Origin of the sequence: Pseudomonas mosselii (genome assembly GCF_003205295.1) — a bacterium.
In the GTDB taxonomy this organism is placed as follows: Bacteria; Pseudomonadota; Gammaproteobacteria; order Pseudomonadales; family Pseudomonadaceae; genus Aquipseudomonas; species Aquipseudomonas mosselii_B.
This window is the reverse complement of the sequence record NZ_QJRP01000004.1, coordinates 18,666-45,299: the sequence shown is the minus strand read 5'-3', so window position 1 is coordinate 45,299 and position 26,634 is coordinate 18,666. Positions and strand designations below refer to the sequence as shown.

19 protein-coding genes are annotated in these 26,634 nt (G+C 62.6%); 10 read left to right on the top strand and 9 right to left on the bottom strand.

The window, feature by feature from the left end:
- Positions 1-4: 4 nt before the first annotated feature.
- The 3 genes from DMX06_RS05155 to gpmI form a co-directional block, all read right to left on the bottom strand.
- Positions 5-1,333, bottom strand: coding sequence for a S41 family peptidase (locus DMX06_RS05155; RefSeq protein ID WP_062572581.1), 1,329 nt, complete (start codon positions 1,331-1,333; stop codon positions 5-7).
- A 249-nt stretch (positions 1,334-1,582) separates the two neighbouring features.
- Entirely contained in the window at positions 1,583-2,881 is a 1,299-nt protein-coding gene (locus DMX06_RS05150) for a murein hydrolase activator EnvC family protein (protein WP_050707300.1), read from the bottom strand.
- Positions 2,882-3,021: 140 nt separating this feature from the next.
- Positions 3,022-4,557 carry a 2,3-bisphosphoglycerate-independent phosphoglycerate mutase gene (gene gpmI, locus DMX06_RS05145; protein ID WP_110735246.1) on the bottom strand — a complete coding sequence of 512 codons (1,536 nt, stop codon included), beginning with the start codon at positions 4,555-4,557 and terminating at the stop codon, positions 3,022-3,024.
- Between the two features lie 206 nt (positions 4,558-4,763).
- On the opposite strand from gpmI, the gene DMX06_RS05140 reads away from it, so the two are divergent.
- Genes DMX06_RS05140 through secB form a run of 3 tightly spaced genes read left to right on the top strand, consistent with a single transcriptional unit; the run spans position 4,764 to position 5,955 of the window.
- Positions 4,764-5,177 carry a rhodanese-like domain-containing protein gene (locus tag DMX06_RS05140; RefSeq protein ID WP_028688411.1) on the top strand — a complete coding sequence of 138 codons (414 nt, stop codon included), beginning with the start codon at positions 4,764-4,766 and terminating at the stop codon, positions 5,175-5,177.
- Between the two features lies 1 nt (position 5,178).
- Positions 5,179-5,433, top strand: a complete 255-nt coding sequence (grxC, locus tag DMX06_RS05135) for a glutaredoxin 3 (RefSeq protein ID WP_003249204.1) — start codon at positions 5,179-5,181, stop codon at positions 5,431-5,433.
- Between the two features lie 39 nt (positions 5,434-5,472).
- Positions 5,473-5,955: a protein-export chaperone SecB gene (gene secB, locus DMX06_RS05130; protein WP_011531802.1), complete on the top strand. Its 483-nt coding sequence runs from the start codon at positions 5,473-5,475 to the stop codon at positions 5,953-5,955.
- Between the two features lie 115 nt (positions 5,956-6,070).
- Here secB and trmL read toward each other — a convergent pair whose 3' ends face one another.
- Entirely contained in the window at positions 6,071-6,526 is a 456-nt protein-coding gene (gene trmL / locus DMX06_RS05125) for a tRNA (uridine(34)/cytosine(34)/5-carboxymethylaminomethyluridine(34)-2'-O)-methyltransferase TrmL (RefSeq protein ID WP_110735244.1), read from the bottom strand.
- On the opposite strand from trmL, the gene DMX06_RS05120 reads away from it, so the two are divergent.
- Positions 6,525-6,962, top strand: coding sequence for a hypothetical protein (locus DMX06_RS05120; RefSeq protein WP_110735241.1), 438 nt, complete (start codon positions 6,525-6,527; stop codon positions 6,960-6,962). The two genes, trmL and DMX06_RS05120, sit on opposite strands and share 2 nt — an antisense overlap.
- A gap of 316 nt (positions 6,963-7,278) precedes the next feature.
- On the opposite strand, the gene ntrC is transcribed toward DMX06_RS05120, so the two are convergent.
- The 4 genes from ntrC to glnA form a co-directional block, all read right to left on the bottom strand.
- Positions 7,279-8,715 carry a nitrogen regulation protein NR(I) gene (gene ntrC / locus DMX06_RS05115; protein WP_110735238.1) on the bottom strand — a complete coding sequence of 479 codons (1,437 nt, stop codon included), beginning with the start codon at positions 8,713-8,715 and terminating at the stop codon, positions 7,279-7,281.
- A complete protein-coding gene (gene glnL, locus DMX06_RS05110) occupies positions 8,712-9,797 on the bottom strand; it encodes a nitrogen regulation protein NR(II) (protein WP_110735235.1) in 1,086 nt (361 codons plus the stop codon). Before glnL ends, ntrC begins: the two co-directional genes overlap by 4 nt.
- Positions 9,798-10,051: 254 nt before the next feature.
- Entirely contained in the window at positions 10,052-10,594 is a 543-nt protein-coding gene (locus DMX06_RS05105) for a chorismate mutase (protein WP_110735232.1), read from the bottom strand.
- A 145-nt stretch (positions 10,595-10,739) separates the two neighbouring features.
- Positions 10,740-12,146 carry a type I glutamate--ammonia ligase gene (gene glnA / locus DMX06_RS05100; protein ID WP_008095432.1) on the bottom strand — a complete coding sequence of 469 codons (1,407 nt, stop codon included), beginning with the start codon at positions 12,144-12,146 and terminating at the stop codon, positions 10,740-10,742.
- A gap of 414 nt (positions 12,147-12,560) precedes the next feature.
- On the opposite strand from glnA, the gene thiI reads away from it, so the two are divergent.
- The 3 genes from thiI (at position 12,561) to DMX06_RS05085 (ending at position 21,691) form a co-directional block, all read left to right on the top strand.
- Positions 12,561-14,015: a tRNA uracil 4-sulfurtransferase ThiI gene (gene thiI / locus DMX06_RS05095; protein WP_110735230.1), complete on the top strand. Its 1,455-nt coding sequence runs from the start codon at positions 12,561-12,563 to the stop codon at positions 14,013-14,015.
- Between the two features lie 127 nt (positions 14,016-14,142).
- On the top strand, positions 14,143-15,963 hold the full coding sequence (gene typA / locus DMX06_RS05090; protein WP_028688403.1) for a translational GTPase TypA: 1,821 nt from the start codon (positions 14,143-14,145) through the stop codon (positions 15,961-15,963).
- Between the two features lie 175 nt (positions 15,964-16,138).
- Entirely contained in the window at positions 16,139-21,691 is a 5,553-nt protein-coding gene (locus tag DMX06_RS05085) for an NEL-type E3 ubiquitin ligase domain-containing protein (protein WP_110735227.1), read from the top strand.
- Between the two features lie 26 nt (positions 21,692-21,717).
- On the opposite strand, the gene DMX06_RS05080 is transcribed toward DMX06_RS05085, so the two are convergent.
- Positions 21,718-22,122 (bottom strand): YkgJ family cysteine cluster protein, encoded by a 405-nt coding sequence (locus DMX06_RS05080; protein ID WP_110735224.1) that lies wholly within the window; start codon positions 22,120-22,122, stop codon positions 21,718-21,720.
- A gap of 198 nt (positions 22,123-22,320) precedes the next feature.
- Here DMX06_RS05080 and DMX06_RS05075 point away from each other — a divergent pair, with 198 nt between their 5' ends.
- The 3 genes from DMX06_RS05075 (at position 22,321) to DMX06_RS05065 (ending at position 26,620) form a co-directional block, all read left to right on the top strand.
- Complete coding sequence (locus DMX06_RS05075; protein WP_110735222.1) at positions 22,321-24,786, top strand: glycogen/starch/alpha-glucan phosphorylase; 2,466 nt, start codon at positions 22,321-22,323, stop codon at positions 24,784-24,786.
- A 223-nt stretch (positions 24,787-25,009) separates the two neighbouring features.
- A complete protein-coding gene (locus tag DMX06_RS05070; protein WP_110735220.1) occupies positions 25,010-26,020 on the top strand; it encodes a class 1 fructose-bisphosphatase in 1,011 nt (336 codons plus the stop codon).
- 3 nt (positions 26,021-26,023) lie between these two features.
- Positions 26,024-26,620, top strand: a complete 597-nt coding sequence (locus DMX06_RS05065) for a DUF924 family protein (protein WP_110735218.1) — start codon at positions 26,024-26,026, stop codon at positions 26,618-26,620.
- The last annotated feature ends 14 nt before the right edge of the window (positions 26,621-26,634 follow it).

Here is a 26,634-nt window from a genome sequence, read left to right as displayed (position 1 = left end):
GCGGTCAGTCGCCCTTGGTGATGTTCAGGCCCTTGAGCAGGCTGAGGGCCTGGCTCAGCTGGAAGTCGTTGTCCTGCGGGCGATCCTTGCGCTTGCTGCTGCCGCTGGGGCGGTCGGCGCCGCCGTTGCCGTTGCCCAGGTGGCCCTGAAGGTCGGCTTCCTTGAAGTTGTCGTTGTCGGCCTCGGCGGTGAGCTTGGCCGGGCGTACTTCGATGTCCGGGACGATGCCCTGGGCCTGGATTGAGCGACCGTTGGGGGTGAAGTACAGCGCGGTGGTGAGTTTGAGCGCACGGTCGTTGGCCAGCGGCAGCACGGTCTGCACCGAGCCCTTGCCGAAGCTGTCGGTGCCCATCAGCACGGCGCGCTTCTGGTCCTGCAGGGCGCCGGCGACGATTTCCGAGGCCGAGGCGCTGCCGCCGTTGATCAGCACTACCAGCGGCACGCCTTCGCTGGCGTCGGCCGGGTCGGCGGAGTAGCGCAGCTCGGAGTTGGCGATGCGGCCCTTGGTGTAGACGATCAGGCCCTTGGTAAGGAAGTGATCGGCCACTTCCACCGCCGACTGCAGCACGCCGCCGGGGTTGTTGCGCAGGTCCAGGACCACGCCGCGCAGCTTCTTGCCGTTGTCCTTGCGCAGCTTGGCCAGGGCCTTGCCCACCTCGTCGCCGGTCTTGACCTGGAACTGGGTGATGCGGATGTAGCCGTAGTCGTTCTCCAGCAACTGGCTCTTGACGCTCTTGACCTGGATCACCGCGCGGGCCAGCGTCACGTCGAACGGCGTGCCGCCGTCGCGCACCAGGGTCAGGGTGATCTTCTCGCCGATCTTGCCGCGCATCTTGTCCACGGCCTCGGTCATGGTCTGGCCGCGGGTCGGCGCGCCGTTGATCTTGACGATCAGGTCGCCGGCCTCGATGCCGGCGCGGGAAGCCGGGGTGTCGTCGATGGGCGAAACCACCTTGACGAAGCCGTCTTCCATGCCCACTTCGATGCCCAGGCCGCCGAATTCGCCGCTGGTGCTTTCCTGCAGCTCCTGGAAATCCTCGGGGCCGAGGTAGGCCGAGTGTGGGTCGAGGTTGCTTAGCATGCCCTTGATGGCGTTCTCCAGCAGGGTCTTGTCGTCCACAGGCTCCACATAGGCGGCCTTGATGCGGTCCATGACCTCGGCGAAGGTGCGCAGCTCTTCAAGCGGCAGCGGCGCCTTGGCGGTCACCTCGGTGGCCGGCACCGCAGCCGGCTTGGCCGCTGGCTTGGCCGGCTCGGCAGCAACGGCCAGGGGCGCGCCGATGACCAGGGCGATGGTCAGGGCCAGCTGGGTGAGGCGAGGCGAGTGCAGCATGTCGAACGAACTCCTGATCCTGTTGGTGCTCCCTTCGGGAGCATCGGCGCCGCCGTTTCGTGGGCAGCGCCGTAAAAGTAGCATTATCTAGTGTCCTGTCTCGGAAATAAGCTGTTCACTTTTGGCGGCGTCTTGGGCGCCCGGCCGGCGTTGCCGCTCCTCGCCATAGCCCTGCTATGACTCGTCGCGGCGCCTTGCCCGAACACCCAAGCCACTCGCCAAAAGAGAACGTATTTCCGAGACAGGACACTAGCCTCGGCACCATTGCGCGGGGTCGGTGGGCCGGCCCTGCTGGCGAATCGCGAAGTACAGGCCGGCGTTGTCCTGGCCACCGCTGTCGCCGACGGTTGAGATGGCATCGCCGGCCTTGACGATGTCGCCGGCGCTCTTGAGCAGGCTCTGGTTGTGACCGTACAGGCTCAGGTAGCCATTACCATGGTCGAGAATCACCAGAAGTCCAGCGCCGCGCAACCAGTCGGCGAACACCACGCGCCCGCCATGCACGGCGCGCACCTGGGTGCCGGCGCTGGCGCCGATCATCACCCCATCCCACTTGGCCCTGGCGTCGCCGCCACGGGTATCGCCGAAGCGTGCCAGCAATCGACCATTGACCGGCCAGGGAAGTTTGCCCCGGGCCGCAGAAAAAGCGCCGCCGTAGCTGGCGCCATCACTGGAAACCACCGGGCCGAGGGTGGTGCGGGCCTTTTTCGGCGCTTCCTCGGGCTCCTGGGCACGGGCGGCTGCGGCCAGGGCCTGCTCCTTGCGGCGTTTCTCTTCTTCCTGCCTGGCCAGCAGGGCGCGCTGGCGTGCTTCCTCGGCTTCGCGGGCCTGGCGGGCCAGGGTTTCCTCGATGGTCTTGAGCACCTTGCCCAGGTCGGCCTGGTCCTGCTCGCGGCTCTGCAGCTTCTGGTCGCGCTCTTTCATGTCGCTGTTGAGCTTGGCCAGCACCTGCTGGCGCTTGTCGCGCTCGGCCACCAGCGCCTGGCGGCGACCGTCGAGGTCGGCGCGTTGGGTCAGCAGCTGTTCCTGCTGGCGGGCGATGTCCTGCTCGACGTTGGCCAACTGGCGCAGGGTCTCGTTGAAGGCGCGCAACTGGTCCGTGCGCGCCTTGCTGAGGTAGTCGTAATAGGTGAGGGTACGGGCGAACTTCTCGGGGTTCTGCTGGTTCAGCAGCAGCTTGAGGTATTCCTCGCGGCCATTGTTCTGGTAGGCCGAACGGGCCTGGATGGCAATCAGGCGTTGCTGTTCAACGCGGGCGCTCTGGAGTTTTTTTTTCTCGTGATCAAGGCGCTCCAGCTCGCCCTCGGTCTTTTTTAGTTCTTGCTGCAGTGCCTCCACCTGTTTCTCGAGGGTGCCGATGTCGGTCTCGGTGGACTTGAGGTCTTTCTGCACGCCGGCTTTCTCCTCCTGGAGCTTGCCCAGCATCTTCTTCAGCTCGGCGATGTCCTGGCGGGTGGCGTCCAGCTGCTGCTGGGTCTGCGCGCGCTCGTCGGCGAAGGCCGGGGTGAGCAGGCATGACAGGGCTAGTAAGAAGAGGGCGCGGAGCATGGGGTTTGGCGTACCGGGGATGGAGACTGGCCTAGTATGCCCTTGCGGGCCTGCAAAAAAAACGCCCCGCGGCGTGTGCGGCGGGGCGTTGGTCTGGAATTCAGGTATTTCGGGGCCGCAAGGCGGCCCCAGTACACCAATCATGCATCGATCAGGATCGAGGTTCCGGTCATTTCCGCCGGCTTTTCCAGCCCCAGCAGCTTGAGCATGGTCGGCGCCACATCGGCCAGCACGCCGCCTTCGCGGACCTTGACCTGGCGCTTGCCGACATAGATGAACGGCACCGGCTCGCTGGTGTGGGCAGTGTGTGCCTGGCCGGTGCATTCGTCTTCCATCTGCTCGACGTTGCCGTGGTCGGCGGTGATCAGCGCTTCGCCGCCGACCTTGTCCAGAGCCTCGACGATACGGCCGACGCAGGCGTCCAGGGCCTCGACGGCCTTGACCGCCGCTTCGAACACGCCGGTATGGCCGACCATGTCGCCGTTGGCATAGTTGACCACGATCACATCAAAGCGCTGTTGCTCGATGGCTTCGACGATGCGGTCGGTCACCTCGGGAGCGTTCATTTCCGGCTGCAGGTCGTAGGTGGCGACTTTCGGCGACGGGATCAGGATGCGCTCTTCGCCTTCGAACGGCTCTTCACGGCCACCGGAGAAGAAGAACGTGACATGCGCGTACTTCTCGGTTTCGGCGATGCGCAACTGGGTCTTGCCGTTTTTCGCCAGGTATTCGCCCAGGACGTTGTCCAGGCTGGACGGGGCAAAGGCGGCAGGTGCCGGAATTTTCGCCGAATACTGGGTCAGGCCGATGTACGCCGCCAGCTTGGGCAGGCGTGCGCGTGGGAATTCGTTGAAGTCCGCTTCGACGAACGCACGCGACAGCTCGCGGGCGCGGTCGGCGCGGAAGTTCATGAAGATGACCGCGTCGCCATCCTCGACCTTGACGGCCTCACCAATGCGCGTGGCCTTGACGAACTCGTCGTTCTCCTCGCGGGCGTAGGCGGCTTGCAGACCGGCAAGGGCGTTGTCGGCGGTGTATTCGGCGGCGCTGTCGACGATCAGGTTGTAGGCGGCGCTGACGCGGTCCCAGCGGTTGTCGCGGTCCATGGCGTAGTAGCGGCCGATCAGGCTGGCAATGCGGCCCTTGCCCAGGCGGGCGAAGGTGGCGTCGAGCAGCTCGATGGACGACTGGGCGCTGCGCGGCGGGGTGTCGCGGCCGTCGAGGAAGGCGTGCAGGTAGATCTTCTCGGCGCCACGCTGCGCGGCCAGTTCGGCCATGGCGATCAGGTGGTCCTGGTGGCTGTGCACGCCGCCGTCGGAGAGCAGGCCGAGGATGTGCACGGCCTTGCCGGCGCCGACGGCCTTGTCCACCGCGCCGCCGAGCACGGGGTTTTCGAAGAATTCGCCGTCACGGATGGCTTTGGTCACCCGGGTGAAGTCCTGGTACACCACGCGGCCGGCGCCGAGGTTCATGTGACCGACTTCGGAGTTGCCCATCTGCCCGTCGGGCAGCCCCACGTCCATGCCGGAGCCGGAGATCAGGCCATGCGGCTGGGTGGCGCGCAGGCGGTCGTAGACCGGCGTGTTGGCAGCGAAGATGGCGTTGTATTCGGGGCTTTCGCTGTGACCGAAGCCATCCAGGATGATCAGGACCAGGGGTTTAGGCGTACTCGTCATCAATCAAACTCACGGTTGTTCAAAGATGATAAAGACACGCATTTTAGGGCAAATCCGCCAGCGGCGGCGAATATTCCTCCCATAGTCCGACCGGCGCGGTCAGGCATGCAGCATGAAGTCGTGTTGGCGGCCAGCCCGGTGGGCTTTGGCGGTCATGGGGCGCTGTGTATACTGGCCGCCATTTTCAATCGCCTGGAACACCCCTGATGGTTGCTCACCTGATTCAATTCGCGACAGATCACTACATCCTGGTGGCCATTTTCGTCGTCCTGCTGGTCCTGCTGCTGATCAACGAAGTCCGCCGTGGCGGCCAGAGCCTGAGCAACGGCCAGCTGACCGCGCTGGTCAACGCCGACAAGGCCGTGGTGATCGATATCCGTACCGCCAAGGAATACTCGGCCGGGCATATCGTCGGTGCGCTGAACATTCCCCAGGACAAAGTGGCCGGCCGCATGAGCGAGCTGGAAAAACACAAAGAGAAGACCCTGATCGTCGTCGACGCGATGGGCCAGCAGTCCGGCACCCTGTGCCGCGAGCTGCTCAAGGCTGGTTACACCGCCGCCAAGCTCAGCGGTGGCGTTTCCAGCTGGAAAGCCGATAACCTGCCCCTGGTGAAGTGATATGAAGCCCGTCATCGTCTATTCCAGCGACTACTGCCCCTACTGCATGCGCGCCAAGTACCTGCTCGAGAGCAAGGGCGTGGCGTTCGAGGAGATCAAGGTCGACGGCAAACCCCAGGTTCGCGCCGAAATGAGCCAGAAGGCCGGCCGTACCTCGGTGCCGCAGATCTGGATCGGCAGCACGCACGTCGGTGGATGCGATGACCTCTATGCCCTGGAGCGCGCGGGCAAGCTCGACGCGCTGCTGGCGGCCTGATTCGCACTGCATTCAAGAACATTAGGAAAAGGATCTGCCATGACCGAGCAACAGACCAACGGCGCCACTGACGCCAACGCCCCGCAATTCTCCCTGCAGCGCATCTACGTGCGCGATCTGTCGTTCGAGGCCCCGAAAAGCCCGCAGATCTTCCGCCAGCAGTGGGAGCCGAGCGTCTCGCTGGACCTGAACACCCGTCAGAAGGCCCTGGAAGGCGACTTCCACGAGGTCGTGCTGACCCTGTCGGTGACCGTCAAGAACGGCGACGAAGTGGCCTTCATCGCTGAAGTGCAGCAGGCCGGCATCTTCCTGATCGCCAATCTGGACGCGGCCTCGATGAGCCACACTCTCGGCGCGTTCTGCCCGAACATCCTGTTCCCTTACGCCCGCGAGACCCTGGACAGCCTGGTGACCCGTGGCTCGTTCCCAGCGCTGATGCTGTCGCCGGTCAACTTCGACGCCCTGTACGCGCAAGAGATGCAGCGCATGCAGGAAGCCGGCGAAGTGCCGACCGTGCAGTAATCGCTGTAACAAGAAAGGGCGACTTCGGTCGCCCTTTTTTTGTTCGTCTTTTAGCAAGGCTTAGCTTCGTGGGAGCGGCGGTGCGCCGATGCGACTTGCCCCGCGATAGGCCCTTTCAGGCAAACCCCTGCTGTCGCCACGCCTCGTACACCGTCACCGCCACGGTATTGGACAGGTTCAGGCTCCGGCACCCCGGCCGCATCGGCAGGCGCAGGCGCTGCTCGGGCGCCAGGTTGTCCAGCACCTCGGCCGGCAGGCCGCGGCTTTCAGGCCCGAACAGGAAGGCGTCGCCAGGCTGGTACTCGACCTCATGGAACGGGTGCGAACCCTTGGTGGTAAAGGCGAACAGCCGTGGCTGGTTCAGGCTTTCCAGGCAGTCGGCCAGGCTTTGATGGCGCTTGAGCGTGGCATACTCGTGGTAGTCCAGCCCTGCCCGGCGCAGGCGCTTGTCGTCCAGTTCGAAGCCAATCGGCTCGATCAGGTGCAGGTCGCAGCCGCTGTTGGCGCACAGGCGGATGATGTTGCCGGTATTCGGCGGAATTTCTGGTTGAAAAAGGATGACGTGAAACATGCACGGCTCCAAGCATGAAGATGACGGGCATTCTACCCCCGAACCCGACCCGCGTTCGAAGGCCTTCCCGCGGGTGATCCTGTCGTTGGCGATTGTCGGGTTGATGGTCGGCATGATGATCGGCCGCCTGACCACCCCGCAGGAACGGGTGCTCGAGCAGGTGCAGGTGGTGCAGGATGGCCTGGACCTGTGGTTCAACGAAGAGCCCAAACTGCATGGCGAGAACGTCCAGGGCACCGTGGCCATCGTGTTCGAGGCCCAGGGCAAGACCCAGCGGGGTCAGCTGACGTTGCAGGACAAGCCGGTGGGCTGGCGCCTGCAGAAGAGCGAAGCGGGGCTGGTGCTGACCGTGGTGGCTGCCCGCCCCCTGCGCGGCGAGTGGAACGCAACGGAGGAGGCGGGGCGCTGGCGGGTGCAGGTGAGGCTGCACGAATAAAAGAGGGGATATCCCGGCCTGCCTGTACCAGGGTCCCCGAAACTGCGCGATTGCAAAGTAAAGAGGGGGTATCCCGGCCTGCCTGTACCGAGGCCCCCGAAACTGGAGATGCAGTCTCTATAGCAGGGGGCGTGCCAGGTTCTCATTGCCCGGAAATCCTGGCGTTGAAGGCGGTTTAGCCAGGATTTGATGGTTTTTTTGCCTTCACACGGTGCAGATGGCACAGGTTCGGTGCATCAAAGCATCGCGGGGCAAGTCGCATTGGCGCACCGCCGCTCCGATGCGACTTGCCCCGCGATGTTTTCAAGCGCTGTGATCAGTGCTCCTCGCCCTCGTCGTCGTCCCCGCCATCGACCTTCATCCCCAACTCTTTGATCTTGCGCGTCAGCGTGTTGCGTCCCCACCCCAGCAGCAGAGCTGCGTCACGACGACGCCCGGCAGTGTGCTTGAGTGCGGTCTCGATCATGATCCGCTCGAAACTGGGCACGGCGCTGTCGAGCAGGCTCGACTGGCCACGGGCCAGGGCCTGGTCGGCCCACTGGCGCAAGGCCTGCTCCCAGTTGGTCACCGGCGCGGTGTCCTGGGGCAGGTTGAGCAGTTCCGGCGGCAGGTCGCCGACCAGCACTTCGCGGCTGGAGGCCATCACGGTGATCCAGCGGCAGGTGTTCTCCAGCTGGCGCACATTGCCCGGCCACGGCAGGTTGCGGATGAACTCCTCGGTCTCGGGTTTGAGCAGCTTGGGTTCCACCGCCAGTTCCTGGGCGGCGCGGCCGAGGAAGTGGCGGGCCAGGGCCGGAATGTCCTCGCGGCGGTCCGCCAGGCGCGGGATATGGATGCGGATCACGTTGAGGCGGTGGAACAGGTCTTCACGGAACTTGCCGGCCTGCACCAGCGACTCCAGGTTCTGGTGGGTGGCGGCGATGATGCGCACATCCACTTTTACCGGCACATGGCCGCCGACCCGGTAGAACTCACCATCGGCCAGCACCCGCAACAGGCGGGTCTGGGTGTCGGCGGGCATGTCGCCGATCTCGTCGAGGAACAGCGTGCCGCCGTCGGCCTGCTCGAAGCGGCCGCGACGCAGGTTGGCGGCGCCGGTGAAGGCGCCTTTCTCATGGCCGAACAGCTCGGATTCCATCAGGTCCTTGGGGATCGCTGCCATGTTCAGGGCGATGAACGGCGATGCCGCACGCGGGCTGTGACGGTGCAGGGCGTGGGCCACCAGCTCTTTACCCGTGCCGGACTCACCGTTGATCAGCACGGTGATGTTGGAGTGGCTGAGGCGGCCGATGGCGCGGAACACCTCCTGCATCGCCGGCGCCTCGCCAATGATCTCGGGCGTGCGGGCCAGCGCCTGGGGCACTTCCAGGGCCTGCTGCTCCTGGGCGTGCTGGTTGGCACGCTTGACCAGCGACACCGCCTCGTCGACATCGAACGGCTTGGGCAGGTACTCGAAGGCGCCGCCCTGGTACGACGCCACGGCGCTGTCCAGGTCGGAGTGGGCGGTCATGATGATCACCGGCAGCCCCGGGTGCTGTTCGCGGATCTGGGCGAGCAGGTCCAGGCCGCTGGCGCCGGGCATGCGAATGTCCGAGATGATCACGTCCGGCTGCTGGCGGGCCAGGCGGCCCATGACGCCGTCGGCGCTGTCGAAGCTCTGGGTGGTCATGCCTTCCTGCTGCAGGGCCTTTTCCAGGACCCAGCGGATGGAACGATCATCATCGACGATCCAGACGGTTTCACTTCGGCTCATGGGGCGGTGGCTCCTTGTTCCAGGGGCAGGTAGATCGAGAAAGTGGTGTGGCCGGGGTGGCTTTCACACTCGATCAGACCCTGGTGCTGGCTGATGATGTTCTGGGTGATGGCCAGGCCCAGCCCTGTACCGTCCGGGCGGCCGCTGACCATGGGATAGAAGAGGGTGTCCTGCAGTTCCGCGGGGATGCCGGGGCCGTTGTCGACGATCTCGATCCTGGCGACCAGGCGGTGGCGCACATGGCCGATGGTGAACTGGCGCACGGCACGGCTGCGCAGGGTGATGCGGCCCAGGCGCAGCTCGTTCTGCCCGCCGATGGCCTGCATGGCGTTGCGCACGATGTTGAGCACGGCCTGGATCATCTGCTCACGGTCGATCAGCACGTCCGGCAGGCTCGGGTCGTAGTCGCGCACCAAGGTGATGCAGCCCTGGCTCTCGGCCTCGACCAGGCTGCACACCCGCTCGAGCACTTCGTGGATATTGGTCATGGCCAGCGACGGCAGCTTGTTCGAACCGAGCATGCGGTCGACCAGGTTACGCAGGCGGTCGGCTTCCTCGATGATCACGTTGGTGTAGTCGCGCAGGCTTTCTTCCGGCAGTTCGCGGGCCAGCAACTGGGCCGCGCCACGGATGCCGCCGAGGGGATTCTTGATCTCGTGGGCCAGGCCGCGCACCAGCATCTTGGTGGTCTCCTGCTTGCTCAGCTGGGCCTCTTCCTTGGTGATGCGCAGCAGGCGGTCACGCGGGTGCACCTCCAGCAACAGCAGGGTCTGGCCCAGGTGCAGGATGGGGGTGACGGCGTAGTCGACGGTAATGGTCTGGCCTGTCAGCGAGGTCAGCTGCGCTTCACGCTTGGTGAATGGGTGCGCCTGCTCGACCGCCTGGCGCAGCGAATTGAGCGCCTCGGTCGATTCGGTGAACAGCTCGCTGATGAACTGCCCGTGGCTGCGCTGGCCGCTGACGGCCAGCAGCATCTCCGCGGCCGGGTTCATGTACTCAAGGCGCAGTTCGGCGTTGAGCAGGAGCGTGGCCGTGGTCAGGTTGTCCAGAAGCAGACGGTGCTGTGCATCGCTGATGGTCATAAGGCGTCGTTGACCTCTTTTGGCACAGTGGCACCCAAGGGCTCGGACCTGGGGCGCGCACGGGAAGGTGCTGGATGCGGTGAAAATGCAAGAACCAAACCAAGGCTCCGAAAAGAAGCGGAAATTCCGGATAAAGACCTGGAATTGCGCGAATTCGAGCCAGAAAGCCCTGGTTTATCGATTCTTGTGACCCAAATTGGGATGCATGATGGGGCGTCTTGCGCGCTCATGCACCAATATGGAGCATAGGGCGGTCAGCGCATTTTGCACAGCTGGGCGCTGGCGCGAACCAGGGCGAGGTGGCGCGTGGTGTCCTGGGTGCGTTGTTGCAGGGCGTCGGCCAAGTGGTTGGCGCAATTGTCCGGCGAGCTCTGGTCAAAGCGGGCGAGGGCGCTCAACAGCTGTTCCTGCAGCAGGTCCAGTTCAGGGCGTACGTCGTTGGCCAGGTCGCGGCGTGGTATGGCTGGCGCCTGTCGGGCGCGATGCCAGGTGTCGAGCAGGTGGTACTGCAGGAGCTTGTTGGCTTCGATCTGGTCGGCAAAGAAGGCCTCGACACGGGCGGGGTCCAGATGGTGGGCGACGGCGGCCTGGCGTGCGCTGGCCAATACCTGGTGCTCGCGTGCGCTGGCCTGCACCGGTTGCTGGTGATCCCACTTGTGCAGGGCGACCGCTTCGGCGAGGTCCAGGCGGCGATCGATGGTGGTCAGCAACTGGTCGAGAGTGGGCACGGTACTGGTTGAGGTTGTGCAGCCCGAGAGGGCGACACAACAGGTCAGGGCGAAGGTGGTGGCACGCATGGCGATCTCCTTGGGAATGAAGCCACGAGTGTCGCCTTTGGCGTTGCGGCGGCTAATAGGTGTTGTCCGATGATGGGGGTATGAAAAAGAAACGGCCTCCCGAGGGAGGCCGTCCTGATGTCATCGACGCGGGGCGCCGATCAGATCAGCAGCTGTAGTACAGCTCGTATTCCAGCGGGTGCACGAAGGTGCGGACCTTGATCTCTTCTTCGCTCTTCAGCTCGATGAAGGCATCGATGAAGTCGTCGGAGAACACGCCGCCCTTGGTCAGGAACGCACGGCCCTTGTCCAGCTCTTCCAGGGCTTCCTTCAGGCTGCCGCACACCTGCGGGATGTCCTTGGCCTCTTCAGGCGGCAGGTCGTACAGGTTCTTGTCGGCGGCATCGCCTGGGTGGATCTTGTTCTGGATGCCGTCCAGGCCTGCCATCAGCAGGGCCGCGAAGGCCAGGTACGGGTTGGCCGATGGGTCCGGGAAGCGTGCTTCGATACGGCGGGCTTTCGGGCTGCCGACGTAAGGAATACGGATCGAGGCGGAGCGGTTGCGCGCCGAGTAGGCCAGCATCACCGGGGCTTCGAAACCTGGGACCAGACGCTTGTAGGAGTTGGTCGAAGGGTTGGTGAAGCCGTTCAGGGCCTTGCCGTGCTTGATGATGCCGCCGATGAAGTACAGGGCGGTATCGGACAGGCCGGCATAGCCTTCGCCGGAGAAGGTGTTCTTGCCGTCTTTCCAGATCGACATGTGCACGTGCATGCCCGAACCGTTGTCGCCGTACAGAGGCTTGGGCATGAAGGTGGCGGTACGGCCATAAGCGTCGGCAACGTTGTGCACGACGTACTTCAGGGCCTGTACTTCGTCAGCTTTCTTGACCAGGGTGTTGAACTTGACGCCGATCTCGTTCTGGCCGGCGGTTGCCACTTCGTGGTGGTGGACTTCGACGGTCTGGCCCATTTCTTCCAGGGCATTGCACATGGCAGTGCGGATTTCGTGGTCGTGGTCGAACGGCGGAACCGGGAAGTAGCCGCCTTTCACGCCTGGACGGTGGCCTTTGTTGCCGCCTTCCACATCAGCGCCGGTCATCCACGAGCCTTGCTCGGAGAAGATCTTGAACATCGAGCCGGAGATGTCCGACTGGAACTTCACTTCGTCGAAGATGAAGAACTCCGGCTCCGGGCCTGCGAATACGGTGTCACCGATGCCGGTGCTCTTCAGGTACTCTTCGGCGCGCTTGGCGATGCCGCGCGGGTCGCGATCGTAGCCCTGCATGCTCGACGGATCGACGATGTCGCAGGTGATGATCAGGGTCGGTTCTTCAGTGAACGGGTCCAGTACGGCGGTGTCGTCGACCGGCATCAGGATCATGTCGGAGGCTTCGATGCCTTTCCAGCCAGCGATGGAGGAACCGTCGAACATCTTGCCGACTTCGAAGAAGTCTTCGTCCAGGCCATCGCGCGCCGGCATGGTCACGTGATGCTGAATGCCCTTGGTGTCCGTGAAACGCAGATCAATCCACTTGACGTCATGATCTTTGATGAGTTGAACCGACTTCGACATGTTGTCCTCCGGATGGTCTAGGGCGCAGTTGGCCGCTGCCCTGGAAAAAGGGTGTCGCTGGGCGCGGATAGTCGGCCAAGCGTACCTGCCTCACAAGGGAGCAAATTGCATGCCAGTGCCCAAAAATGGCGAGCGTGGGATGAAAGGGGGCGTTGGCGGGCATTTCATGAAGATGTGGAGTGTAGTCTTGCACTCATAAGATGCGTATTTTGGTTTTTATGCATCATTATGGTGCGTCTGTGTCAGTGCAGGCCTTATCGCGGGGCAAGCCCGCTCCCACGCAGCAGGCCGACGAGGGGTGGTACGGCCAACTTAAATCGCACCTTCTGTACAAAAGTTGCTCAAACCTTGAGCGATTTCCGCTATAATTCGCGCCCCCTATTTTCGGCAGGCCCTGCGCGCGCTGTTAAACCAATGAAACTTATCGTCAAAGTCTTCCCAGAGATCACCATCAAGAGCCGGCCGGTGCGCAAGCGCTTCATCCGCCAGCTCGCCAAGAACATCCGCAACGTGCTCAAGGACCTGGATCCCGAGCTCGCGGTTGATGGTGTCTGGGACAACCTCGAGGTGGTCACCCGCGTCGAGGACGAGAAGATCCAGCGCGAAATGATCGAGCGCCTCACCTGCACCCCAGGGATCACCCATTTCCTGCAGGTCGAGGAGTACCCGCTGGGCGACTTCGACGACATCGTCGCCAAGTGCAAGCACCACTTCGGCCACCTGCTGGCCGGCAAGCACTTCGCCGTGCGCTGCAAGCGCGGCGGCCACCACGACTTCACCTCGATGGACGTCGACCGCTACGTCGGCAGCCAGTTGCGCCAGCAGTGCGGCGCCGCCGGAATCGAGCTGAAGAAGCCAGAGGTGTTGGTGCGCATCGAGATCCGCGACCAGCGCCTGTACGTGATCCACAACCAGCACAACGGCATCGGCGGTTATCCGCTGGGCGCCCTGGAACAGACCCTGGTGCTGATGTCCGGCGGCTTCGACTCCACCGTGGCGGCCTACCAGATGATGCGCCGCGGCCTGATGACCCACTTCTGCTTCTTCAACCTTGGTGGTCGTGCCCACGAACTGGGCGTGATGGAAGTGGCCCACTTCCTGTGGAAGAAGTACGGCAGCAGCCAGCGCGTGCTGTTCATCAGCGTGCCGTTCGAGGAAGTGGTCGGCGAAATCCTCAACAAGGTCGATAACAGCTACATGGGCGTCACGCTCAAGCGCATGATGCTGCGCGCGGCCGCCCGCATGGCCGACCGCCTGCAGATCGACGCCCTGGTCACTGGCGAGGCGATCTCCCAGGTCTCCAGCCAGACCCTGCCCAACCTGTCGATCATCGACTCGGCCACCGACAAGCTGGTACTGCGCCCGCTTCTGGCCAGCCACAAGCAGGACATCATCGACCAGGCCACCGAAATCGGCACCGCCGATTTCGCCAAGCACATGCCCGAGTACTGCGGCGTGATCTCGGTGAACCCGACCACCCATGCCAAGCGTCACCGCATGGAGCACGAAGAGAAGCAGTTCGAGATGGAAGTGCTGGAGCGTGCCCTGGAGCGCGCCAAGTTCATTTCCATCGACCATGTGATCGATGAACTGGGCAAGGACATCGAAGTCGAGGAAGTGGCCGAGGCGCTGCCCGGTCAGATCGTCATCGACATTCGTCACCCTGATGCCCAGGAAGACGAACCCCTGGCGCTGGAAGGTATCGAAGTCCAGGCCATGCCGTTCTATGCGATCAACAGCAAGTTCAAGCATCTGGACCCTTCGCGCCAGTACTTGCTGTATTGCGACAAGGGTGTGATGAGCCGTCTGCACGCACACCACCTGCTCAGTGAGGGACATGCCAATGTGCGTGTTTATCGTCCGACATAAGACGCCAGGGCTGTATGGCGGCAGCATCCGCCATCGCCCTCCCGACCGCCGGGCCCGCTGAGCCTTAAACAGTACATATTGGCCGCCTACACTGGCGGCAACCGAATCCTCTGATCGAGATACAGTTGTGATCGAAAATCTGCGTAACATCGCCATCATCGCCCACGTTGACCATGGTAAAACCACCCTGGTCGACAAACTCCTGCGCCAGTCCGGCACCCTGGAGCGTAACGAGCTCAACGACGAGCGCGTCATGGACTCCAACGACCAGGAAAAAGAGCGCGGCATTACCATTCTGGCGAAAAACACCGCCATCAACTGGAACGGCTACCACATCAACATCGTCGACACCCCCGGCCACGCCGACTTCGGTGGCGAGGTCGAGCGTGTAATGTCGATGGTCGACTCCGTGCTGCTGCTGGTCGACGCCCAGGACGGCCCGATGCCGCAGACCCGCTTCGTGACCAAGAAGGCCTTCGAAGCCGGCCTGAAGCCGATCGTCGTGATCAACAAGGTCGACCGTCCGGGCGCGCGTCCTGACTGGGTTCTGGACCAGATCTTCGACCTGTTCGACAACCTCGGCGCCACCGACGAACAGCTGGACTTCAAAGTCGTCTACGCCTCGGCCCTGAACGGCATCGCCGGCCTGGACCACACCGAAATGGGTGAGGACATGACCGCGCTGTACCAGTCGATCGTCGACAACGTACCCGCACCGTCTGTTGACCGTGACGGTCCGTTCCAGATGCAGATCTCGGCACTGGACTACAACAGCTTCCTCGGTGTTATCGGCGTTGGCCGCATCGCCCGTGGTCGCGTCAAGCCGAACACCCCGGTTGTCGCCATCGACACCGAAGGCAAGAAGCGCAACGGTCGTATCCTCAAGCTGATGGGCCACCACGGCCTGCACCGTGTCGACGTCGAAGAAGCCCAGGCTGGCGACATTGTCTGCATCAGCGGTTTCGACGAGCTGTTCATCTCCGACACCCTGTGCGCCCCGGATACCGTCGAAGCGATGAAGCCGCTGACCGTTGACGAGCCGACCGTTTCGATGACCTTCCAGGTCAACGACTCGCCGTTCTGCGGCAAGGAAGGCAAGTTCGTCACCAGCCGTAACATCAAGGACCGTCTGGACAAAGAGCTGCTGTACAACGTTGCCCTGCGTGTTCAGGAAACCGATTCCCCTGACAAGTTCAAGGTATCGGGCCGTGGCGAGCTGCACCTGTCGGTACTGATCGAAACCATGCGCCGTGAAGGCTTCGAGATGGCCGTAGGCCGTCCTGAAGTGATCATCCGCGAAGTCGACGGCGTCAAGCAGGAGCCGTTCGAGAACGTCACCATCGACATCCCTGAAGAATCCCAGGGCAAGGTCATGGAAGAGATGGGCCTGCGTAAAGGCGACCTGACCAACATGGTTCCGGATGGCAAGGGCCGTGTGCGCCTTGAGTACAACATCCCGGCCCGTGGTCTGATCGGTTTCCGTAACCAGTTCCTGACCCTGACCAACGGTGCAGGCATCCTGACCTCGATCTTCGATCGCTACGACACCATGAAGTCGGGCCAGATGTCCGGCCGCCTGAACGGTGTCCTGGTATCGGTCGAGACCGGCAAGGCACTGACCTACTCGCTGGAAACCCTGCAGGCTCGCGGCAAGCTGTTCGTTGAACACGGCCAGGAGATCTACAACGGTCAGATCATCGGCCTGAACAGCCGTGACAACGACCTGGGCGTGAACCCGACCAAAGGCAAGAAGCTCGACAACATGCGTGCTTCGGGCAAGGACGAAGTTATCGCCCTGGTTCCGCCAGTTCGCCACACCCTCGAACAGGCCCTGGAATTCATCCAGGACGACGAGCTGTGCGAAGTCACGCCTAAGTCGATCCGTCTGCGCAAGAAGATCCTCGACGAAGGCGAGCGTACCCGCGCTGCCAAGAAAGCCAAGAACTGAGTCATTAGTTCAGGCTGAATGAAAACGCCCCCGGTCGAAAGGCCGGGGGCGTTTTCTTTTTGCGAGCGCCATGCCTCGGCCCAAGGGCAAACAGGCCGGTCGCGTAGAACATGCTAACGCTTGCCGACGGTGAGTGGCACTTAGCATCGAGCGTTCCATCCAAGGAGCCTCGCCCATGACCTCTTCCTCATCTGCTTCCGATGAAGCAGCGTCTACCAAGCACAATAGCTTTGCTCGCCAGCGTGTGATCGAAAGCAAACTGCCCGCCTGGATATCGACGGCGGAGCCTGTAGACCATCAGGATCTGCGCAATGCGATCGAATCTCCACCGTCCTGGTTCTTGCAAGCGCGATTGTTGTACCCGCAGGTCGCTCGCACGCTTGGCGATGACTACTCTGCGCATCGGCAGTGCGAAGCCGATCTAGCCGCATTGCTTGCTCCGCTGCCAGACTTGGACGCGTTCGCCTCGAAAATCCTGGGTCCGGCCTTCAAGGAGCGCTTCGGACTCGACCTGGATATGTCGAAAACCTATCTGGTGAATGCCCGCAAGGCCGTGGAATTCAAGCTGAGCTTCGATCGAGATCCGGTCACCGATGCTCAGCGTGCGTTGAAATTGGCCACTCAATCACTGCTGCGTTGCGCCATGCAGAATTTCGAGGCATCGGAAGCGCAGCCTGGCGGTATGGACGCTGACTCGATGCAGGCTGTCATTCTCGACAGTGATGACTTCGTCCTCACCCGCGCGACAGGGAACAGGCTGCCCGTCGCGGCTGATCAGTTCGCGGCCTTGTCGCGGGAGCTGGACATCGGTGGCCAGTACCAGGCGTTGATCGACGCGACCTGGCAATCCGCGCCTGCGCAGCTGCTAAGCGACAGCGAGCGCTATGCATTCAGGGTTCATGCTCACCTTGCGTATATGCATGAAAAACTTAGTGAGTCCATGTACGAGGCGTTGCTGGAGCTATCGCTCAACAACAAAGCCAGCTATCAGGGCAGCCGCTTGCAGTGCAACTTCATTACGCTGTGGACGCGCCAGCTCACCGGGGCCTTGATCATCGGTGTTGCCCCTTACAGGGAGCGACTGGTGTGCTATTTGCCTGGCGCCTCCACGCCTTTGGTGGAGCACCCGTCGATCGATGCGCTGATCGCAGAGCTGCCACGGCAACTGCTGGATCTCAAGGTGGGTAGCTTGCGGCGCCTGCTGCCGGCTCGCTATGAAGAAGAACTCATGGGTAAGCTGCAGCACCGGTTGATTCCCATGAAGTGGGATCCGGAGGCGAAGTTTTACCGGGTGCGGCCTGACCCAGCAGCGGAAATGCCCTTGGGCATGCACTACTTTGAGTTGCCGTTCCTCGATGAGCTGGTGGCCAACAAAAAAGCCCGCCTTAAGGATGATGCAGCGTTTCATGCTGTTTCCACCGCATCTGAAGATGAGATGACTGCGCAAAAGCGCAAGGCTTACTTCATTCAGACGGCCTTACAAGTGCTCAATGTCGCGGCGTTTTTCGTGCCGGGGCTGGGGCCGGTGATGATGGGCGTGACTGCTTTCCAGATTGGTTTCGAAGTTTTTGACGGCTTGGAAAGTTGGGCCAACGATGACCGTGAGCAGGCACTGGGATACCTGGTGGATGTACTGGAGAACGTGGCGTTGTTCGCTGCCCTGGGCGCAGCGGGAGCGGGCGCCGGTACCCCCGCGGTAGAAAGAGTCCCGGTAGAGACGCCCTCGTTCATCGAAGAGCTCAAGCCTGTGGAGATGCCCGATGGCAAAACCCGCCTCTGGTACCCCGATCTAGCCCCCTTTGCCCACGATGTAATCTTGCCCGCCGACTTGAAACCAGACGAGCTCGGGCTTTATCACTATCAAGGCAAGACCTGGCTTGCGCTCGAGGACAAGGTCTATTCGGTCAGACCAGCAGGGGCTGGTGACGAGTATCGGCTCGAACACCCCACCGATGCTGACCGTTACCCACCGATCGCCCGCCATAACGGTGCCGGTACCTGGCAACATGAACTGGATCAACCTCTCGAATGGCAGGGGCACACGCTGGTTCGGCGTGTGAATCTGCATGCGGCAGGCATCGACGCTACCACCGCGCAGCATGTTCTGTGGGTTAGCGGTACCTCGGAAACCGTCCTGCGGGCTATGTACAGCGATAACCTGCGTCCCCCTGCGCTATTCGAGGACACTCTGGAGCGCTTTAGGCTCGATGAGCAAGTGGTCAGCGAACTGCCCTCGGCCAATGCCACAACGCGAACTACTGCATTCGAAACTCGCTATCAGGCACTTCACGCCAACCCACAAGGCCCTGTCAGGGCTATTCGCGCTGCCTATCCCAGTCTTCCCGGCAGCATCGCCGAGGAGCTTGCCCGCAACGCCAACGCGGACGAACTGCTGCAATTGCAAGCCGGCAAGGTCCCTTTGCGCCTTTCGCAAGAAATTCGCATCTATCGGCAACACTTGCGCCTGCAACGGGCATACGAAGGGCTTTACCTGGAGTCGGTGCGCAACCCCGATACCGATACGCTGATCCTGCACAGCATCGAGCGCCTGGCTGGCTGGTCTTCCGAGGTGCGCATCGAGTTGCGCGACAGGTGGTTCGGCGGCAGGTTGCTCGATAGCATCGGCGTCGAAAATGCCGGAATTCGCAAGGTACTGGTTCGCACGGGCGATGGTTTCGAGGCGTTTGACAGCGATGGGTTGCATCTGCACGGGCGCGACAGTCTGTGTGCGGCAGTATTGCATGCATTGCCCGATGCTCCCCGCGCAAACCTGGGGTTCCCTGGCTCCTGGGAGGGGGAGCAGCTCAAGGCCAAGCTTCAGGGGGGACCGCTGTTGCCGCGATCCGCGCTGCGGGAGCTGCTGAAGATGCAACCCAGCCATCCTGCCTGGCGTTCTCCCATGCGCTTGGCCGATGGTCGTATCGGTTATCCCCTGGGCGGCAGAGGTGTAACCAGCGAGTACATCGTCAGGGAGACGTTGCTCGACATGATTCGTCTGGTCGGGTTGCCGCGTCAGGTGGCGTGCGCAGAACAGTTGCTCGGTGAGTTGGAAGCCGCTGGCTTTAATCGTCAACAGATTCATGCCCGCCTTTGCGAGCTGCTCACAGAGCGCACGACCTTGAGCGCTCGGCTCGACGCCTGGGGCGATGCATCCAACGCGATTGTCGATCTCGATCGGCGTGCGGCCAGCCGAGGACGTATTCTTGAGGCGATTTGGCAACACTGGTCCGACACCCACTTACCTGAGCTTGGACATTCCAATGCGACACTACGCCTGGAACAGGTCTTTCTGATCGACTTTCCTTCCGGGCTGCCCGATTTCTTCCTGTCGCGTGTGCAAAACCTGCAGCTCATAGGCGCGCAAATCAGCGGGCTTGCGGCCGGCTTCGATCAGGCGGTAGCGGACTCGCGTACCCTTGGCGACTTCTACCAAGGGTTTACGCAACTGACCTCACTGGACCTCGGCCAAGGCCACGCGACCTTGAGTTCACGAGAGCTTACGGTCGTGACGCTTTCTCGTATCGACCAGTACTTGCCACGGCTTCGAGTGTTGAGCCTGCGCAATCAAGGTATTACCTTCACTTCAATCGAAGCGGGTCGGCTACGTGGCCTGAGCAATCTTGAGCATCTCGACCTGAGTGGCAACCGCCTCGATGTACCCACAGGGCAAGATCTGATGCATGGACTGTCGTTGCGCGTTCTGGGGCTCGACCGCATGGGCCTGAGTACGTGGCCAATGTGGCTTGACGGCCAGGTACTGTCATCCCTGCAGCGCCTATCAATGCGTGACAATTATCTGCAGTCCTTGCCTGACACTCTGGTCAGCGATGTTCGAACAGCCCCACCTCAAACCATGATTTCGCTACAGGGTAATCCGATCCAACCATGCCACCTCATGCGGGTCATGCTTGGCGATAACTCGGCCGGCGCACGGTTTGCCTTCGAAGTCGATGTGTCCCCCTCGACCCGGAGCCTTTTCGATGAAAACCGGGGGCTTCACAGCGAACTGCGTCGGATCCTCGACAGCTGGCAACAGGCGCCAAGCACTTCCGACAGCAGCACTGCCAGGGCAATGATCAGTGATACGCTGCTTACGCATCTGCACGACCTGCAAATGGGCGAGCGGCGTGCTCCTTTGTTTATCGAGGCGATTGATCTAGCTGACTTTCCTTCCAATCTGCCTGAGCGCTACTTGACTCAAATTCAAGACCTGCATCTGGTCCGCATCAGCGCCAGCGCCGAGCAACTGAATACATTTCTCGGCCGGTTTCAGGAGCTGCAAACGCTGACCCTGGAGGGCTTTGCCCTAATATCGCACGTGCTGCCCGAGGCACTGGTGGCACTTCCTGAATTGCAGCAATTGAACCTGTATGACCTGGGCCTGCAGGTGAACCAGCAAACGGTCGCAGCCTTGGCTCGCATGCCGAGGCTGCAATCGCTGGCGCTGGATGGCAATCTCATCGGCGTGATCACCGATGCTTCCCGGCTATCCGGGCGCCTGCGGTCGCTTTCATTGATCAATACTGGGCTTGAAGCATGGCCCGCCTGGGTGGAAGTCCTGTTTCCCCTCGAAACACTGGGTCTGGACAACAACCAGATCATCGACTTGCCCGAGCGTATCCTCTACAACCCTCGCAATCCGGAAGGGCAGACGGAGATCTCCCTGCTGGGCAATCCGCTGAGCGAGTACACCATGCAGCAAGCCCACGCCTCCGAACGTTACGAACGCTCTTACACCTTCAACATGGACCTGCCGGATTCGATTGCCAACGACGAGTCGCGGGACAGGCATGATTCAGATACAGAGTCCGAGGATGGCTCCGAAAGCGGCTCGCAGAGCGAAGGGCATATCCATAGTCCGCCGACTGCCTTCGTGCAAGGCATCCCTGACATCGAGCCGTGGCTGCTGGGTGGTGGTGAGGAGAACGCGGCACACCGCACCACCTGGCAGGCACTGCTGGCAGCCGATGATGCTCAGGACCTGCTGGGGCTCGTCGGACGCCTGACCGAGGCCGCGCCCTATCGAACCAGCAGCACCCGTGCAGCTTTTGCGACCAGGGTCTGGCAGGTCCTGGAGATTGCCGCTGCCAGCACGGAGCAGCGTCAACTGTTCAACGTGATCGCCCATCAAGCGGTAGGTACTTGCGCGGACGGTGCCTGGCTGCTGCTTAATCAGATGGAGATTCGTGTCTTCACCGAGCAGGCAGTGCGAGATGCCCCCGCACTTTCGCGCGGTGCAGCGCTCTACCGACTGACCGTGCGGTTGTACCGCCTGCAAGAGCTGGACGACATTGCGCGAGCAAAGGCAGGTTCGAGGGATGAGGCGGAAGTCCGTCTGGCCTACCGTCTGCACTGGGCGAAAGAGCTGGACCTACCTCTGCCGCCAAGCAGCATGCTGTTCCGCAGCTCTGCCAACCTGCGGCGGGGTGAGCTGGCTGAAGCCTTGGCCCAGGTGCAGCGTGGCGAGCATGGCACCCCTTTCATTGACTACGCCGTTAGGCGTGACTATTGGGTCGATTACTTGAAAGAAGTCCACGCTGACCGCTTCGCGGCCTTGGAGCAGGATTATCAGCAGCGCGTGCTGGCAATCCCCGATGAGCATCCCGGGCAAACGATCGAGCAACTGCAGCCGATTTACGATCGCCTGCAGGTCGAGTACGGCGAGCAAGTGCTGCGTCTGATTCGCGAGCTCACCATTATGGAGGGGCACGCGCACCTGCCAGGTTAGTGCCGCCAGGTTCAAGGGCCGTGGGCTTAGCGCACTGCGGCCTTTGGCTTGTATGCACAATACCCGGGCCGCGGTCCGACCTTGGGATGATTGCGGCAGGTATCCGGACGCTTGTCATAAATGGTGCACAGCCGGCTCTTGCGGTCCAGATAGAGGCAGTCGTCGTTGCTCATCCGGGTCAGGGTGAAGATCCCCGACTTCTGGTTGAAGCGTTCGATGATGCCGTCCTTCTGCAGGCGCTTGGCGATGTTCTTCGGCGGTTCGTCTTTCTCGAACTCGTCCACCACGCCAATGCGGATCAGATCCTTGATCTTCACCTCCACCGGCAGGGTGCAGCAGGTCGAGTGGCAGCCACCGCACATGTGGCTGGCATAGCGCTGCCAGGTCTCCAGGCGGTCGACTTCGGCGGCGGCGATCAGGGTCGGTTTCATGGTTGCGGTTTTATTCTTGCAAGGGAAATCACGGTTTTGGGGCGCGCGATGATACCGGAGTTGTTCAATTTGTGAACAACCTTTTGCCGGTTTCGCCAGCGGTGGATGAAAACCGCGAACCGTCGCTGTCGCTCCGTGTCAGAGCGTCTAGGCTGAACAATCTCCCTGCGCTTTCGCCCATTTGCCCGAGGATGCCTCATGTCCCAGGAAACCGAAGCCCGTGACGAAAAGGACCATAGTGCAGAGGTGGCGGCCTTCCGCGCCGCCGTGCTGGCCAAGCTGACCTACGCGGTCGGCAAGGACCCGGAACACGCCTTCGACCACGACTGGTTCGAAGCCATCGCCCTGGCCGCTCGCGACCACATGGTCGATCACTGGATGGACCATACCCGGCAGGCCTACCGACGTAGTCAGAAGCGCGTCTATTACCTCTCTCTCGAGTTCCTCATCGGCCGCCTGCTGTACGACAGCCTGAGCAACCTTGGCTACCTGGAGATCGCCCGCGAGGCCCTCGAAGGCCTGGACGTGGACCTGGAACGCATCCGCCTGCTCGAGCCCGACGCGGCGCTGGGCAATGGAGGTCTCGGGCGTCTGGCGGCGTGCTTCATGGAGAGCATGTCGACCCTGGGCATCGCCGCCCATGGCTATGGCATCCGCTACGAACATGGTCTGTTCCGTCAGGCGGTGGTCGATGGCTGGCAGCAGGAGCAGACCGAGAACTGGCTGGATTTTGGCAACCCCTGGGAGTTCGAGCGCGCCGAGGTGATCTACCCGATCAGTTTCGGCGGCAGTGTTGAAACCGTGCACGAGGGCAATGGCCAGCAGCGCCAGGTCTGGTGGCCGGGCGAGACGGTGCGGGCGGTGGCCTACGACACGCCGGTGGTCGGCTGGCGCGGTTCCAGCGTCAATACCCTGCGCCTGTGGCGGGCCCGGGCGCTGGAAGAGCTGCACCTGGAGCGCTTCAATGCCGGCGACCACCTGGGCGCGGTGGCCGAGGTGGCCCGCGCCGAGAGCATCTCGCGGGTGCTGTACCCGGCCGACAGTACCGAGGCCGGCCAGGAGCTGCGCCTGCGCCAGGAATACTTCTTCGTCTCGGCCTCGCTGCAGGATCTGCTGCGCCGCCACCTGAACATGCACAAGGACCTGCTCAACCTGCCGGATGCCGCGGCGATCCAGCTCAACGACACCCACCCGTCGATCGCCGTGGCCGAGCTGATGCGCCTGTTGGTGGACCAGCACGAAATCCCCTGGGACAAGGCCTGGGAGCTTACCGTCGGAACCTTGGCCTACACCAACCACACCCTGCTGCCCGAGGCCCTGGAAACCTGGCCGGTGGCGCTGATGGAGCGCATGTTGCCGCGGCACATGCAGATCATCTACCTGATCAACGCCTACCATATCGATGCCCTGCGGGCCAAAGGTCTGCACGACTTCGACGTGCTGCGCGCGGTGTCGCTGATCGAGGAGGACAATGGCCGGCGGGTGCGCATGGGCAACCTGGCGTTTCTCGGTTCGCACAGCGTCAACGGCGTGTCGGCGCTGCACAGCAAGCTGATGAAGAGCACGGTGTTCGCCGAGCTGCACAAGCTCTACCCGCAGCGGATCAACAACAAGACCAACGGCATCACCTTCCGTCGCTGGCTGTACCAGTCCAACCCGCAGCTCACGGCGATGCTGATCGAGGCGCTGGGGGCGCAGGTGCTGGACGACCCGGAAGGCAAGCTCAAGGCCTTGGCGCCTTTTGCCGACAAGGCCACCTTCCGCAAGCAATTCGCCGCCCAGCGCCTGCACAGCAAGCGCGCCCTGGCCAGCATCATCCAGGACCGGCTGGGGGTGACGGTCAATCCGGAGGCGCTGTTCGATGTCCAGGTCAAGCGCATCCACGAGTACAAGCGCCAATTGCTCAACCTGTTGCACACGGTGGCGCTGTACCAGGCGATGCGCAACGACCCCGGCACCGACTGGGTGCCGCGGGTGAAGCTCTTCGCCGGCAAGGCGGCGGCCAGTTATCACCAGGCCAAGCTGATCATCAAGCTGGCCAACGATATCGCCCGGGTGGTCAATAACGACCCCACGGTGCGTGGCCTGCTCAAGGTGGTGTTCCTGCCCAACTACAACGTCAGCCTGGCCGAGAGCATCATCCCGGCGGCGGACCTGTCCGAGCAGATCTCCACCGCCGGCTACGAGGCGTCCGGTACCAGCAACATGAAGTTCGGCCTCAATGGCGCGCTGACCATCGGCACCCTGGATGGCGCCAATGTCGAGATGTGCGAGCAGGTGGGCGCCGAGAACATGTTCATCTTCGGCCTGACCGCCCAGCAGGTGGAGGCGCGCAAGCGCAGCGGCGATTTCGGCGCCGCTGCGGCGATTGCCGCCTCCCATCGGTTGGGCGATGTGCTGCAGGCGATCCGCAGCGGCGTGTTTTCGCCGGACGACCCGGCGCGCTACGCCGGGCTGGTGGACGGGCTGATCGCCTATGACCGCTTCCTGGTATGCGCCGATTTCGATGCCTACTGGGACGCTCAACGGCGGGTCGAGGAGCTGTGGCACGCGCCGCAGGACTGGTGGCGCATGGCAGTGCTCAATACCGCGCGGATGGGCTGGTTCTCGTCGGACCGGACCATTCGTGAGTATGCGACCGAGATCTGGAAGGTGTTGGATTGAGGTCCATCGCGGGGCAAGCCCGCTCCCACAACGACGCTCCAGGGCGGGTTGGCGTGGGAGCGGCGATGCGGCGGCCCGACTTGCCCCGCGATGGCTTAAACCGACCACCGGCCGGCTGCTTGCTGAACTCAACCCCACCCGACGAGTCTCTTTGCTCGCTAGCCCGCAACTCTCCCTGTAAACTGCGGGGGTTTTTCTCCCCCTATTCCTTTCGGAGCCTTACATGTCCCGCGTTACCCTGAGTCGCTATCTGATTGAGCAGACCCGCAGCAACAATACCCCTGCCGATCTGCGCTTCCTGATCGAGGTGGTGGCGCGTGCGTGCAAGGAGATCAGCCACCACGTGTCCAAGGGTGCCCTCGGCGGCGTGCTGGGCAGCATGGGCACCGAAAACGTGCAGGGCGAAGTGCAGAAGAAGCTCGACGTGATCTCCAACGACATCCTGCTCGAGGCCAACGAGTGGGGCGGCCACCTGGCCGGCATGGCGTCCGAGGAAATGGACAACGCCTACCAGATCCCGGGCAAGTACCCGAAAGGCGCCTACCTACTGGTCTTCGACCCGCTGGACGGCTCGTCGAACATCGACGTCAACGTTTCGGTCGGCACCATCTTCTCGGTACTGCGTTGCCCTAATCAGTACCTGAGCCAGAACGAAAGCCTGAACGAAGAAGCGTTCCTGCAGCCAGGTACCGAGCAGGTCGCTGCCGGCTATGCCATCTACGGCCCGCAGACCATGCTGATCCTGACCCTGGGCAACGGCGTCAAGGGCTTCACCCTGGACCGCGAACTGGGCAGCTTCGTCCTGACCCACGAAAACATCCGCGTCCCGGAAACCACCGCCGAGTTCGCCATCAACATGTCCAACCAGCGTCACTGGCAAGCCCCGGTGCAGCGCTACGTGGGCGAGCTGCTGGCCGGTGAGACCGGTCCGCTGAAGAAGAACTACAACATGCGCTGGATCGCTTCGATGGTCGCCGACGTGCACCGTATCCTGACCCGTGGCGGCCTGTTCATGTACCCGCGCGACGCCCGCGAGCCGAGCAAGCCGGGCAAGCTGCGCCTGATGTACGAAGCCAACCCGATGTCGTTCATCATCGAACAGGCTGGTGGCGCCTCCACCAACGGTTACGAGCGCATCCTCGACATCAAGCCGGAGAGCCTGCACCAGCGCGTGTCGGTGATCCTCGGCTCGAAGGAAGAGGTCGAGCGCGTCACCGCCTACCACAAGGAGTAAGTCATGCTCGCACCTTGGCAGCCGTTGCTGGAGTGGTGGTTCGGTTGGGGCAGCAGTGCCCAGGCCGTGGCTGACGAGAAGAACACGCTGTGGTTCGGCAAGCACCATGACGCCGAAGCCCAGGCCCAGTTCGGCCACCTGGTCGAGCAGGCCCTCTCGGGCGGGCTCGACGAGTGGCAGCAGAGCCCGCAGGGCTGGCTTGGCCTGCTGATCCTGCTGGATCAGTTGCCGCGCATGATCCACCGCGACACGCCGCGCGCCTTCGAGGGCGACCGGCGGGCGCAGGTGGTGGCCATGCAGGGCCTGCAAAAGGGCTGGGACTACCAGTTGCTGCCGATCCAGCGGGTGTTCGTGCTGCTGGTGCTGGAGCACGCCGAGGTGCTGGACTGGCAGAACCTGTGTGTCGAGCGTTACCAGATGCTGCTGGCTGAACAGCCCGAGGCCAACCGCCGGTTGTTCGAAGGCTTCCTCGACTATGCCGAGCAGCACCAGCGGGTGATTGCCCGCTTCGGGCGCTTCCCGCACCGTAATCTGGTGCTGGAGCGGCCGAGCACCAGCGAGGAGATGGATTTCTTGCTGGAGCCTGGTTCCCGCTTCTGAACAGCCGGGCCTGC